We start from the raw sequence: 14374 nt of genomic DNA on the forward strand, positions 1-14374 counted from the left end.
TGAAAGGTATGTGTCAAAAAAATCAATTGAAATATGGGGAGTATGTTAAAATTTTTGCACGTTTATATTTAAAAAATGCGCGCTAAATATGTACATTAATTCAACATTTAAGCCGCATTAGAGCGAGTATAAATGAAGGGTTAGCCGCTTTAGAAAAAATAATGCAATGCCTTATTTTTTCTAAGTCGATTTGCAAAAAATTGCTCGGTTTTGGCCGGGTATGAATGAGTGATGATGCCGCTGAGGGCGTTATGATTCATTGTCACATTGGGTAATTCTAATGTAGTGATAACGCCTCATGGCATCCGCCTTATGGGGACTAATGTCATGTTACCAATTTGACATTACTAATCATGGGTTCGCTTAAAAAGCATCCTGAAATGTTTTTGCAATAGGAAATGGGTCCACAAATGCAAGAAGTTGCTGACGCATTGCGTCTTGACACTGAACTTTCCGCTGATAGTGCAGCGTATATTGAAGAACTTTATGAGCAGTACTTGGCTGCACCAGACTCAGTAGAAGCTGACTGGCGTGCATACTTCGATAAATACCCGAAAGGTGATCAACCACACAGCAATGTACGTGAGCAATTCTTATTACTAGGTCGTAATTCAAGTCGTGTTCAAGCAGTGGTACAAAGTTCTGTTAGTACAGAACATGAACGTCGTCAAATTGGCGTACTACAACTGATCGCAGCGTACCGTAACCGCGGTCACCAAAAAGCGAAGCTTGATCCTTTAGGTTTGGCAAAACGTGAAATCGTGCCAGATCTTGACCTTGCTGCACATGGCTTAACCCAATCTGATTTTGACACTGTATTCAATACAGGTAATCTTTTGATTGGTAAAGACGAAGCAACTTTAGGTGAAATGGTTCAAGCCATGGAAGCAACGTACTGTGCTTCAATTGGTGCAGAATACATGCACATTGTTGATACCAAAGAAAAACGTTGGATTCAACAACGCCTTGAAGGTGCACGTGGTCAATTCAACTTCACTGCAGAACAGAAAAAACACGTATTAGAGCGTTTAACTGCGGCTGAAGGCCTAGAAAAATTCCTAGGTAATAAATACGTTGGTGCAAAACGTTTCGGCGTGGAAGGTGGTGAATCTTTCATTCCAATGGTTGATGCTTTAATTCAGCGTGCAGGTTCTGTAGGTTGTAAAGAAGTGGTCATTGGTATGCCACACCGTGGTCGTTTGAACCTTCTTGTAAACATCATGGGTAAAAACCCAGCAGACCTATTTGGTGAGTTCGAAGGTAAGAGCTTACATAAAAAAGGTTCTGGTGACGTTAAGTACCACCAAGGTTTCTCTTCAAACGTAATGACTCAAGGTGGCGAAGTTCACTTGGCATTGGCGTTTAACCCGTCTCACTTAGAAATCGTCGGCCCTGTGGTTGAAGGTTCAGTGCGTGCACGTCAAGTTCGTCGTAAAGACATTGGTGGCGATGACGTATTGCCAGTAATTGTTCACGGTGATGCTGCATTTGCAGGTCAAGGTGTTAACCAAGAAACCTTCCAAATGTCACAAACACGTGGCTATACAGTGGGTGGTACGGTTCATATTGTGGTGAATAACCAAGTCGGTTTCACAACGTCTGATCCACGTGATGCGCGTTCTACAGAATACTGTACGGACATCGCGAAAATGATCCAAGCACCGATCTTCCATGTGAACGGTGATGATCCTGAATCAGTATTGTTTGTTGCGCAATTGGCACATGACTTCCGTCATACTTTCCGTAAAGACGTTGTCATTGACATGTTCTGTTACCGCCGTCGTGGTCACAACGAAGCGGACGAGCCAGCTGCAACTCAGCCAATGATGTATCAAGTCATCAACAAGAAAACGACAACGCGTGCGCTGTATGCAGACCAATTGGTTCAAGAAAGCGTATTAGACCGTGCTAAAGCAGATCAAATGGTTGAAGACTACCGTGCTGATTTAGAAGCAGGTAAGCACGTTGCAAATGCATTGGTACTTGAACCAAATACAAAAATGTTTGTAGATTGGGCACCGTACTTAGGACATGACTATACAGACGTATGGGATACAACATGTTCTGAGGATCGCTTAAAAGAGCTTGGTCGCAAAATGCGCGAGCTTCCTGAAGGCTTCGTGATGCAGCGTCAAGTTGCAAAAGTGATTGATGATCGCTTAAAAATGCAAACTGGCGAAATTCCATTGAACTGGGGTGCTGCAGAAACTTTGGCTTATGCATCTATTTTAGATGATGGCTATTTGGTTCGTTTGACTGGTGAAGACGTTGGTCGTGGTACCTTCTCACACCGTCATGCAAAACTGCATAACCAAGTGGATGGTTCAACGTACATTCCACTTTGCCATATCAAAGAAAATCAACCACGTACTGCTATTTATGACTCATTGTTGTCTGAAATGGCGGTGTTAGGTTTTGAGTATGGTTATGCAACGACTCTGCCTAAGAGTTTGATCATTTGGGAAGCACAATTTGGTGACTTCGCAAACTGTGCACAGGTGGTAATCGATCAGTTCATCGCATCAGGTGAAACCAAGTGGGAGCGTGTGTGTGGTTTAACCTTACTTCTTCCTCACGGTTTTGAAGGTCAAGGTCCAGAGCACTCATCTGCACGTTTAGAGCGTTTCTTGCAGCTATGTGCTGAAGACAACATGCAAGTGATGACACCGACTACGCCTGCACAGATTTTCCATGCTTTACGTCGTCAAGCGATTCGCCCAATTCGTAAGCCAATGATCATCATGTCACCGAAGTCTTTACTTCGTCACAAGCTTGCAACGTCTACTTTAAGTGAACTTGCAAATGGTACATTCCAAACTGTGATTGATGAAATCGACAACATCAACAAAGCAGACGTAACACGTTTAGTGCTTTGTGGTGGTAAGGTTTACTATGACTTGCTTGAGAAACGTCGTGAGCAAGAGTTGAATAACACTGCAATCGTTCGTATTGAACAATTGTATCCATACCCTGAACAACGTATTGCTGAAGTTCTTGCTCAATATCCAAATGTGAAAGACATTGTTTGGACGCAAGAAGAGCCGAAGAACCAAGGTGCTTGGTTATTTATTGCCCCTCGTTTATATGATGATGTAATGAAGTCGGCTAAACCAGTACGTATCAGTTATGCAGGTCGTGAAGCTTCTGCTGCACCGGCTTGTGGTTCACCATATTTGCATGCAAAACAACAAGCTCAGCTCGTAAATGACGCTTTAGCGATCGTAGCTGAATAACAGGAGATTCTTAGTAATGGCAACCGAAATTAAAGCACCGGTATTCCCTGAGTCAGTTGCGGACGGAACAATCGCAACTTGGCACAAACAACCAGGTGAAGCAGTATCACGTGATGAAGTGATCTGTGATATTGAAACAGATAAAGTTGTTTTAGAAGTTGTTGCTCCTGCTGACGGTACAATTGCATCGATCATTAAAGGTGAAGGTGACACTGTTCTTTCAAATGAAGTGATTGCACAGTTTGAAGAAGGTGCTGTATCTGGCGCTGCGCAAACTGAAGCAGTTCAGTCTGAAGCGAAAGTAGAACAAGCAGTTACTCAAACTGAAGCGGGTGCTGCACCAGTCGTTGAACGTGCTCAAGTTGCTGATCAAGCGCCTGCTGTGCGTAAGGCATTGACTGAGTCTGGTATTCCAGCTGCTGATGTTGCGGGTACAGGTCGTGGTGGTCGCATCACAAAAGAAGATGTAGCAAATCACCAAACTAAACCAGCAGCTCCAGCTGCAGCACCATTAAGTGTTGCTGTGGGTGAGCGTGTTGAAAAGCGTGTTCCTATGACACGTCTTCGTAAGCGTGTTGCTGAGCGTCTACTTGCTGCAACGCAAGAAACTGCAATGTTGACAACGTTTAACGAAGTGAACATGAAGCCAATCATGGAAATGCGTGCTCAATACAAAGACGCATTTGAGAAGCGTCACGGTGCGCGTCTTGGCTTTATGTCTTTCTTTGTTAAAGCGGCAACTGAAGCGCTTAAACGCTACCCAGCAGTTAATGCTTCAATTGACGGTGATGACATTGTTTACCACGGTTACTATGACATCGGTGTAGCAGTATCTTCTGAGCGTGGTCTAGTTGTACCTGTACTTCGTGATACAGATCGCATGAACTATGCTGAAGTTGAAAATGGTATCCGTGACTTTGCTTACAAAGCACGTGATGGCAAATTGGGCATCGAAGACATGACTGGCGGTACATTCACCATTACTAACGGTGGTACTTTCGGTTCATTGTTGTCGACTCCGATTTTGAATACACCACAAACTGCGATTTTGGGTATGCATAAAATCCAAGAGCGTCCAATGGCTGTAAACGGTCAAGTAGAAATCTTACCGATGATGTATTTAGCGCTTTCTTATGACCACCGTTTAATTGATGGTAAAGAAGCAGTTGGTTTCTTGGTAACAATCAAAGAATTGTTAGAAGAACCAGCTAAATTGATCCTTGACCTTTAATTCTAAAGAATAAAACATGGGCTTAGAGCGATCCTCTAAGCCCATTTTTGGAGATAAAAATGTCTCAACAATTTGATCTTGTTGTAATTGGCGGTGGCCCAGGTGGCTATGAAGCAGCGATTCGTGCAGCGCAATTAGGTTTTAAAGTTGCTTGTATCGAAAAACGTATTCACAAAGGCAAACCATCTTTAGGTGGTACTTGCTTAAACGTGGGTTGTATTCCTTCTAAAGCTTTACTTGATTCTTCTCACCGCTACGAAGATACAGTTCATCATTTAGATGATCACGGTATTACAACAGGTGAAGTGAAGTTTGACTTGGCTAAACTTCTTGATCGTAAGGATAAAATCGTAAACCAATTAACTATGGGTATCGACGGACTTCTTAAAGGGAATGGTATCGAATGGTTAAAAGGTACTGGTAAATTACTTGCTGGTAAAAAAGTTGAGTTTGTTTCTCATGAAGGTGAAACTCAAATTTTAGAGCCAAAATATGTGATTCTTGCATCTGGTTCTGTGCCTGTAAATATTCCTGTAGCTCCTGTTGATCAAGACATTATTGTTGATTCAACTGGTGCTTTAGAATTCCAAGAAGTTCCTCAGCGTTTAGGTGTTATTGGTGCTGGCGTAATTGGTTTAGAACTTGGTTCAGTATGGCGTCGTTTAGGTGCTGAAGTTGTTGTATTTGAAGCAATGGATGCATTCTTACCAATGGCTGATAAAGCATTGGCTAAAGATTACCAAAAATTATTGACTAAACAAGGTTTAGACATTCGCGTAGGCGCTAAAGTTGCAGGTACTGAAGTTAACGGTCGTGAAGTAACCGTTAAGTACACGCAAGGTGGCGAAGAAAAAACTCAAACTTTCGATAAATTAATTGTTTGTGTTGGTCGTCGTGCTTATGCAGAAGGTTTATTGGCTGATGATTCAGGTATTAAACTCACTGAACGTGGTTTAGTTGAAGTGAACGATTGGTGTGCAACTTCTGTTGACGGCGTATATGCAATTGGTGACTTGGTACGTGGTCCAATGCTTGCGCATAAAGCAATGGAAGAAGGCGTAATGGCTGTTGAACGTATTCACGGTCATGCAGCTCAAGTGAACTATGACACAATCATTTCTGTAATCTATACACACCCAGAAGCGGCGTGGGTAGGTTTAACAGAAGAGCAAGCGAAAGAAAAAGGCCATGAAGTAAAAACGGGTCAATTCGGTTTCGCTGCAAATGGTCGTGCAATGGCTGCTGGTGAAAATGCAGGTTTCGTGAAGTTCGTTGCAGATGCAAAAACAGATCGTTTACTGGGTATGCACGTGATTGGACCAGCAGCGTCTGATATCGTTCATCAAGGTATGATTGCACTTGAATTTGTATCAAGTGTTGAAGATCTTCAATTGATGACATTTGGTCATCCAACTTTCTCTGAAGTTGTGCATGAAGCTGCACTTGCAGTGGATGGTCGAGCGATTCACGCAATTCAGCGTAAACGCAAATAAGACAACGAAAAGAGCGACTACGGTCGCTCTTTTTTGTTTCAGGTGTTGTCTTCTCATGAAGAATCATCTAAAAATAAAGACAAGAAGTTTTAAAAATCCAAAATGGTTACTGTGATAGTAAACAGTTTCGGTGCAACAAAAAGTAAATAAGCAGTAATAAAAAGGTTAGTCGATGAATTTACATGAATATCAAGCTAAAGCGCTATTAAAAAAATATGGTATGCCTGTCCAAGAGGGCGTACTTGCCACCACTCCAGACGAAGCAGTAAAAGCCTTTGATCAAATAGGCGGAAAATTTGCTGTCATGAAAGCCCAAGTGCATGCGGGTGGTCGTGGTAAGGCGGGTGGCGTAAAAGTTGTAAAGTCAGCAACGGAAGCTGCTGAATATGCAAAAAGCATCATCGGGACCAACCTTGTTACCTATCAAACCGATAGCCATGGCCAACCTGTAAATAGCGTACTTGTCGCGGAAGATGTTTATCCTGTAGAGCGTGAGCTGTATTTAGGTGCAGTGGTTGACCGCTCAAGCCGTCGTGTGACCTTTATGGCTTCGACCGAAGGTGGCGTTGAAATTGAAAAGGTTGCTGAAGAAACCCCTGAAAAAATTATCAAAGTTGAAGTCGATCCTTTGGTTGGCTTATTGCCATTTCAAGCACGCGAAGTTGCATTTAAGTTGAACCTTAAAGATGGTCAAGTGAATCAATTTGTGAAAGTGATGTCTGCTGCGTATCAAGCATTCATCGAGAATGACTTTGCTTTATTTGAGATTAACCCACTATCTGTGCGTGAAAATGGTGACATCCTATGTGTCGATGCCAAAGTGGGGATTGACTCAAACGCGCTGTACCGTTTACCAGAAATTGCTGCGCTGCGCGATAAGTCACAGGAAAATGAACGTGAGTTAAAAGCGTCTGAATTTGACCTCAACTACGTCGCGCTTGAAGGCAACATTGGCTGTATGGTCAATGGTGCGGGCCTTGCGATGGCAACCATGGATATTATTAAACTCTATGGCGGCCAACCTGCGAACTTCCTTGATGTCGGCGGTGGTGCAACCAAAGACCGTGTGATTGAAGCGTTTAAAATTATTCTGGCAGATACCTCTGTACAAGGGGTATTGATTAATATCTTCGGTGGAATTGTACGTTGTGACATGATTGCTGAAGCAATTATTGCAGCGGTTCAAGAAGTAAATGTGACCGTACCTGTGGTTGTTCGTTTAGAAGGGAACAATGCTGAATTGGGTGCCAAATTACTTGATGAATCAGGTTTAAAACTTATTTCTGCAAATGGCTTGTCGGATGCCGCAGAAAAAATTGTTGCTGCAGTAAAAGCGTAAGGAGTATCAATATGAGCGTATTAATTAATAAAGACACCAAAGTATTGGTACAAGGTTTTACAGGCAAAAATGGTACATTCCACTCAGCACAAGCGCTAGATTATGGAACCAAAGTCGTTGGTGGGGTAACTCCTGGTAAAGGTGGCACAACCCATCTAGATTTACCTGTATTTAACACCATGAAAGATGCCGTTGTAGGCACAGGCGCAGATGCGACTGTGATTTATGTGCCAGCACCGTTTGTATTAGATTCAATTATTGAAGCAGTGGATTCAGGTGTTGGACTGATTGTGGTCATCACAGAAGGTGTGCCAACTTTAGACATGCTCAAAGCTAAGCGTTATCTTGAAACCAATGGCAATGGCACGCGTTTAATTGGTCCAAACTGTCCGGGTATTATTACTCCCGGTGAATGTAAGATCGGGATTATGCCAGGTCATATTCATCAACCAGGTAAAATCGGAATTATCTCTCGCTCTGGTACATTGACGTATGAAGCGGTTGCGCAAACGACTAAGCTTGGTTTAGGTCAATCCACCTGTATTGGTATTGGTGGTGATCCAATTCCGGGCATGAACCAAATTGATTGTTTGAAACTGTTCCAAGAAGATCCGCAAACTGAAGCGATTATCATGATTGGTGAGATTGGTGGTACGGCTGAAGAAGAAGCCGCGGAATATATTCAATCGCATGTGACTAAACCTGTGGTGGGTTATATTGCCGGTGTAACAGCACCGAAAGGCAAGCGTATGGGGCATGCAGGAGCGATTATTTCTGGTGGTAAAGGGACTGCGGAAGAAAAGTTTGCAGCATTTGAAAAAGCGGGGATGGCGTATACGCGTAGCCCAGCAGAACTGGGTTCAACGATGTTCCAACTTTTAAAGGACAAAGGTCTCGCTTAACTTTTAACATTTGGAAAAATCCCCTATTTAGGGGATTTTTTTTAAACTTAAAATAGGGCTTAACACCATGTAAAAATTGAGCTTTATATCACAATTTATTTACAAAACAGTTTACATTTTATGCATTTGATAAAATATACTGGATCTAAAGACACATAATTAATAAGCATAATTAAATTGTGTGGTGATATTTACCAGCATAGTGTGAAATGAATATGAATTATAAAAAATCCATTTGGGCGATTTGTATTTTAGCCAGTACTTCACCCATCACGCATTTACAAGCCGCAGACAATATTGATCAACTCAGGGAACAAGGGGTTGTTCTGATTCGATCGGGACAGGTTGAACAAGGCCTAGAACAATTACGGACTCTTTTAAATCAACAACCACAAAATCAAAAGCTTATCGCTGATTACATCGTAAGTACACAAGCACATCAAAAGCTAACATTGGCTGATTTGGGCTATTTACAGAATATTCAAGTTCAGGATTTTCCCAACTACGCATGGCTAAGTGTCGTAAAGGGACAGCGGGACTTAAAGCAGTTTCAATCTGCTGCAAAGTGGGCAGAAACTTTTTATCAACAGAGTCAACAGCAGGAATGGTTGGTGTGGGATGGGGTGTTAAGTGCGGAGGCAGGTCAATCTGCTCAGGCAAAGCAGAAACTAGCGCAAATTAACAAGGAGCAACTCAGTCCAGACTACTTAGCACAAATGTCGTATGCCTACCGTGTTTTGAATATGCCTGTGGAAGCACTGGAAACGGCCAAATATGCATTAAGCAAGCAAGAGACCAACCCTGATATACAAGAGCAATATGTTTTAGCGTTGATGGTCAATAGTGACTATGCAGAAGCAGAGCAATATATTCAAACACATCGACTCAATAAGTCACGCCCTAATCTACAGCATAGTATAAAACTCAATGAGTTTTCTCAGCGGATACAAAATGCGATTCAGTCGCAGCGTATGTTGACCTATCGTGATCAGGGTATGCTGGCCTATAACAAGCTCGATCAGGTCATTGCGGATATGCAGCGTTATGAGGCTGAACTTCCAGAGGATCAAGCGATTCGTCGTAAGTTTTATTATGACTATAGTTATGCGCTAAATGCACGCCAGGCATCCAAACAAACCTTGGCGACATTACAGAAAGTGAATATCCCTATTTTAGAGATGCCTACCTATGTCCGTCATGCTGCGGCAGACAGTTATCTGCGTTTACGTCAACCGCAGCAAGCTGAAATTTATTATCGAAGCTTATTGTTGGAAAAAAATTATCCCAATTATGATGTTTATGCAGGCTTGTATTATTCACTTGTTGAACAGGAAAAATTTAAGCAAGCAGATCAGTTGATTGTGCAGATGGATCATTTATTGCCGACTTTTATTTATAGTCAGGCAAAAGGGGTAAATAAAGCAACGCACGATGATCGTTTTGAATATCTGGCATTAAAAGGATTGAATTATGCTTATCGCAATGAGCATGCCAAAGCTGAACAATACTTTGAGCAACTGCTTGCGCAGGCTCCGAACAACCCTAGTTATCAAAATAATTTAGCCCTGATTCAGCGTTGGCGTGAAAAACCAGAGCTGTCGGAGAGCAATTTATCTCAACTGAATGGGGTGGAGCCAATAGATCAGGCAACGCGTATTAACCATATGCAAAATAGCCAAGCTCTAGGCAATATCCAAGCATGGAAAGCGCAAACTGCAGATTTGCAACAACGAGCACCGTTGGATACTGGTGTAAAGCTCAGTCAGAAGGAGTTAAATGACCGTAATCGAGCGACCATTCAACACCAAACTACCATTTCAAGAAGTAAATCAGATAGTCGCGACTTGCTGGGACAGCTAAAGGGTTCTCGTGAGCGCGACCATGAAACACGTCTAAACAGTCCATGGTTTTACGACAATTACCGTGCTTATGCTACACATGATTACCGGTGGTCTGACTTTGAGGATGGTGAAGTGGATGATAACCGTATTGGGCTAGGTCTTGAGTGGGCGTCGAATCGTAAACATGCCAGTATTGCATTATCCCAAGCTACTGATGGTGATCGTGTTGGCGCTGAATTGGAATGGTCACACTGGCTTAATGATCACTGGAACTATCATTTAGGCTATAACAGTCAAGCAGATATTCCATTACAAGCACTTGATCGTGGTTTTGAAGGTGAATCTTATGCTGTTGGTGTGGATTGGCAACAAAATGAGTCGCGAAAAGCAGGAGCAACTTATCAGCTGACCGATATCGATGATGGTAATACGCGTCAAGAAGCTGCCGCGTATTTTATGCAGCAGATTTTCCAAGCGCCGCATCATATTACGCAAGCCACCTTACGTGGTTACTACGGAAAAAATGATGATATCGAAGCAGATTATTTTAACCCTGAATCCAACTATAGTTTAGAAGTGGCTTTAGCTCATGATTGGATGACATGGCGTAATTATGATCGTCATTTTAGCCAGCACTTTGAAGCCAGTGTGGGGACATATAAACAGACGGATTTTTCAGCAAAAGCGATTTATAACTTCTATTACCAACATGACTGGCAGCTCTCGAGAACATGGAAGTTGAACTACGGCATTGGTTGGGGTGTACATCCATATGATGGCGACTCGGAGGAACGAACTTACGGTGTCATCGGTTTTGAGGGGCGCTTCTAATGAAAACATTGACTCATATTTTAATGGCGTTGAGTTTAGTCGGTACAGCAGGCGTACCACTGCTTTCTCATGCGGAATTACCAAAACCAAGACAAATTAAATTACAAGATAATCAATTTGTGACCTTAACTTTCCATGATGTACGGGATGATGTTGCAAAACAAGGAGACCGCGATCTCTATGCGATTAGCACCAAAAATCTGGCGCAGTATTTGGAGTGGATTCAGCGCGAAGGATGGCATCCGATTCGTTTGGAAGACGTTTGGTTGGCACGTCAAGGTAAAAAAACATTACCTAACAAAGCCCTACTTTTAACGTTTGATGATGGTGCTTTAAGTAGCTATAACCGCGTTTTCCCACTGTTAAAGCAATATAAAACTCCAGCCGTTTTTGCTATTCCGACCAGCTGGATTAATGGTAATACCAAAGATGCCTATGAAGCGTACGGTAAGGACAACTTAATGACATGGCCGCAGATGCGTGAAATGGTGGCATCGGGTTATGCTGAATTTGTCTCTCACTCTGACAATATGCACCGTGGGATTTTGGCGAATCCACAACAAAATATGCAACCTGCTGCGATTACTCGTGAATATCTTGAGAAGCAGAAACGCTATGAGACAGAGGAAGAATATCAAAATCGGGTGATTGCGGATTTAAAAAAATCGAAGCAAATCTTAGACACTGAATTAGGTATTAATAGTAAAGCCATCTTTTGGCCGTATGGTGCGGTGACGACTGAAAGTGAAGAATTGGCTGCCAAAGCTGGTTTTCCAATGTCTTTTAGTTTGGGTAGTACGGCGCCGTTAGCTGATTCGGTGAAAACTTATCAACGTGCCTTGATTATGGATAATCCAACTCCTGAAATGATTAATCAGGAAATGTTGGAATTTTTAAACGATGTACGTGCACCCTATAAACAGCGCAAGAGTTTGTTACGCTTTGATTTGGCTGAAATGCAATCAGTTAATAATGAGCAATTTAATCAGAAGCTCGGGCAATTTCTCGACGCTGTTGATGGGCTAAAAACCAGTACGCTGATTCTTAAAGCGGTGTCGGATAGTGATGGGGATGGAAAAATCGATGTCGCCTATTTCCCAAATCGTCAGCTCAAAATGCGGCAAGATATGTTGAACCGAGTGAGTTGGCAGTCTCGTACTCGAATTAATAATCGTATTTATGCAGAACTTCCATTGAGTTTAGAGACCGAGCAAAATCTAGACTTGACTGCTTTAACTGCTGATTTGGTGAAAAGCAACACTTCTATAGAAGGTTTAATGCTGGATACTGGGTCAATGTTAGATTGTGCGGTACAGCAACAGAAATGGGATGCTGCGTGCGAAGCTCAAGTGGAACGCGTTTTTAAAATTAAAGAGCGGCTCAAAGCTCAGGCTGAATATTACGCTAACATCAGTATTAACAACCAAACTGCATTAAAGTTTAAGTTAGATCAAACCCAACTTTCAGGTTTAAAACCGTTACTTGACTATACTCTAGACTATGCAGATTTTCTGTATGTGGAATTAGATCCCCTTCAGCAACCTGAGGTTTTTAAAGCCTTTGTTGAGCAACTTAAAACCTTTAATGATAAAGAGCAGCAGTACTTAATTGCCAGCTTTAATGTGCCCGCACAATTAACAAAACAACAAGCTAAACAATTGAAAAAGGATTATCAACAACTAAGAAGTTTAGCGATTCAAAAAGTAGGTGTGAATAATTACAGTTTTAACCAAGCAAAGGTGATTCATCAGAATCTCTACCCAGAGCTGAGCCTAAATAGTGGCCCATTGAATTACCGCGATCCATTTGCTCAAAAAGTTTTGGAGAATAAATAATGCAATGGTTATCTAATTTAAGTTTCAATGATTATTTTTTTGGTTTTGCATTCTTATATCCACTCTTTATGGCTTGGTTATGGATTGCAGGTGGTATATGGTTTTATCTAAAACGTGAATATAAACAAAATAAGATTCCTCAGCCGAGTGAGCATGCATGTAGTATTTTGATTCCTTGTTTTAATGAAGAAGAGCAGGTACGTGAAACCATCAAATATGCGATGCAAACGCAATACCCTGACTTTGAGGTGATTGCGATTAATGATGGAAGTAGTGATAAAACGGCTCAAATACTCGATGAATTACAACAAGTGTATCCACGTTTACGTGTGGTACATCTGGCTGAAAACCAAGGCAAGGCTTATGCACTAAGAGCAGGAGCTATGGTTAGCCAACATGAATATTTGGTGTGTATTGATGGTGATGCATTACTCCATCCGCATGCTGTGCTGTGGATGATGCACCACTTAACACGCTTCCCGCGGGTGGGTGCGGTCACAGGGAACCCAAGAATCATTAACCGTTCCAGTATTTTAGGCAAAATTCAGGTGGGTGAGTTTTCATCTATTATTGGCTTAATTAAACGTGCGCAGCGCACCTATGGGCGTATTTTTACTGTTTCAGGAGTACTGGTTGCCTTTCGTAAAACCGCTTTAGACCGCATTGGTTATTGGCGTGACGATATGATTACAGAAGATATTGATGTGTCATGGCGTTTGCAATTTGACCATTGGGATCTGCACTATGTACCGAATGCTTTGGGCTATATCTATATGCCAGAAACCTTCAAGGGTTTGTGGAAACAGCGTTTGCGTTGGGCGCAAGGTGGGATCGAAGTATTATTGGCCTATATCCCACAAATGTTCAAGTGGCATTTAAGACGTATGTGGCCTGTCGTAATTGAGTCTATAATCAGTGTAATGTGGGCTTATGTGATGTTTGGGATTATTCTCCTTTACCTCTATGGATTGTTTTTTCCGCTCCCAGGTGAATGGGCGATTCAGTCCTTTGTCCCGCAGTGGTATGGGGTGATCTTAGGTCTAACGTGTTTAATCCAGTTTTTTGTTAGTCTGATGATCGATAGCCGCTATGATCGTGGACGAATGTTAAGAAATTATTTTTGGGTCATCTGGTATCCCTTGTTCTTTTGGCTCTTAACCATGATGACGACCGTTGTTTCAGTTCCTAAAACCTTATTGAAAACGCAAAAGCGTGCTCGTTGGGTGAGTCCAGACCGTGGCTTTAGAGGGGAGATAAACGATGCAAAAGAATGAAGCATTTAAAATCATCACGGATGATACGAAACTTGATATTCCGACCTATATTGATAGGCCTGAATATGTTCGAAATAAAACGGCAGGTTATAGCTTATTGGCATTGGGGTGGATGATGTGGATGTGGCTGTTTCTGCCGCTGCTCACCCTCCTGTTTTGGTGGTTTGAAGGAAACTTGGCCTATGAGCAATTGGTTGTAGCAGCTGCGCCTAAAAAACCTTTGAATTTGATCCATTTGGCTGGGCTTATTAGTATCTTGATTTTGTGTTTGTTTCTGTGGGCAAGTTATAATTGGTATCGTTTCCATAATAACGAAAAGCGATTGTTTCCAAGCAGTGTCATGGCTGCAGACCTTGCAAATAGTTTTAAGGTCAGTGAGCTAGACATTAAGCGCT

General features: G+C 42.1%; 8 protein-coding genes and 1 pseudogene. All 9 read left to right on the forward strand.

Annotation, left to right across the window (positions count from 1 at the left end; translation table 11 throughout):
• Nucleotides 1-410: 410 nt before the first annotated feature.
• Nucleotides 411-3233 (forward strand): 2-oxoglutarate dehydrogenase E1 component, encoded by a 2823-nt coding sequence (locus AXW61_RS08265; protein ID WP_062034018.1) that lies wholly within the window; start codon nucleotides 411-413, stop codon nucleotides 3231-3233.
• 16 nt (nucleotides 3234-3249) lie between these two features.
• Nucleotides 3250-4464: a 2-oxoglutarate dehydrogenase complex dihydrolipoyllysine-residue succinyltransferase gene (gene odhB / locus AXW61_RS08270; protein ID WP_062033969.1), complete on the forward strand. Its 1215-nt coding sequence runs from the start codon at nucleotides 3250-3252 to the stop codon at nucleotides 4462-4464.
• Between the two features lie 59 nt (nucleotides 4465-4523).
• Nucleotides 4524-5957: a dihydrolipoyl dehydrogenase gene (gene lpdA / locus AXW61_RS08275; protein WP_062033970.1), complete on the forward strand. Its 1434-nt coding sequence runs from the start codon at nucleotides 4524-4526 to the stop codon at nucleotides 5955-5957.
• 172 nt (nucleotides 5958-6129) lie between these two features.
• Nucleotides 6130-7296, forward strand: a complete 1167-nt coding sequence (gene sucC / locus AXW61_RS08280; protein WP_062033971.1) for an ADP-forming succinate--CoA ligase subunit beta — start codon at nucleotides 6130-6132, stop codon at nucleotides 7294-7296.
• An 11-nt stretch (nucleotides 7297-7307) separates the two neighbouring features.
• On the forward strand, nucleotides 7308-8198 hold the full coding sequence (sucD, locus tag AXW61_RS08285) for a succinate--CoA ligase subunit alpha (protein WP_062033972.1): 891 nt from the start codon (nucleotides 7308-7310) through the stop codon (nucleotides 8196-8198).
• A 215-nt stretch (nucleotides 8199-8413) separates the two neighbouring features.
• Complete coding sequence (gene pgaA, locus AXW61_RS08290; RefSeq protein ID WP_062034019.1) at nucleotides 8414-10870, forward strand: poly-beta-1,6 N-acetyl-D-glucosamine export porin PgaA; 2457 nt, start codon at nucleotides 8414-8416, stop codon at nucleotides 10868-10870.
• Nucleotides 10870-12705 carry a poly-beta-1,6-N-acetyl-D-glucosamine N-deacetylase PgaB gene (gene pgaB, locus AXW61_RS08295; RefSeq protein WP_062033973.1) on the forward strand — a complete coding sequence of 612 codons (1836 nt, stop codon included), beginning with the start codon at nucleotides 10870-10872 and terminating at the stop codon, nucleotides 12703-12705. The genes pgaA and pgaB overlap by 1 nt, the downstream gene beginning before the upstream one ends.
• On the forward strand, nucleotides 12705-13979 hold the full coding sequence (gene pgaC, locus AXW61_RS08300) for a poly-beta-1,6-N-acetyl-D-glucosamine synthase (RefSeq protein ID WP_062033974.1): 1275 nt from the start codon (nucleotides 12705-12707) through the stop codon (nucleotides 13977-13979). Before pgaB ends, pgaC begins: the two co-directional genes overlap by 1 nt.
• Nucleotides 13980-14100: 121 nt before the next feature.
• Nucleotides 14101-14364, forward strand: a pseudogene (gene pgaD / locus AXW61_RS17785) (poly-beta-1,6-N-acetyl-D-glucosamine biosynthesis protein PgaD); the annotation flags it as partial.
• Nucleotides 14365-14374: the final 10 nt, after the last annotated feature.

The organism is Acinetobacter sp. BMW17 (assembly GCF_001592855.1).
Classification (GTDB): Bacteria; Pseudomonadota; Gammaproteobacteria; order Pseudomonadales; family Moraxellaceae; genus Acinetobacter; species Acinetobacter johnsonii.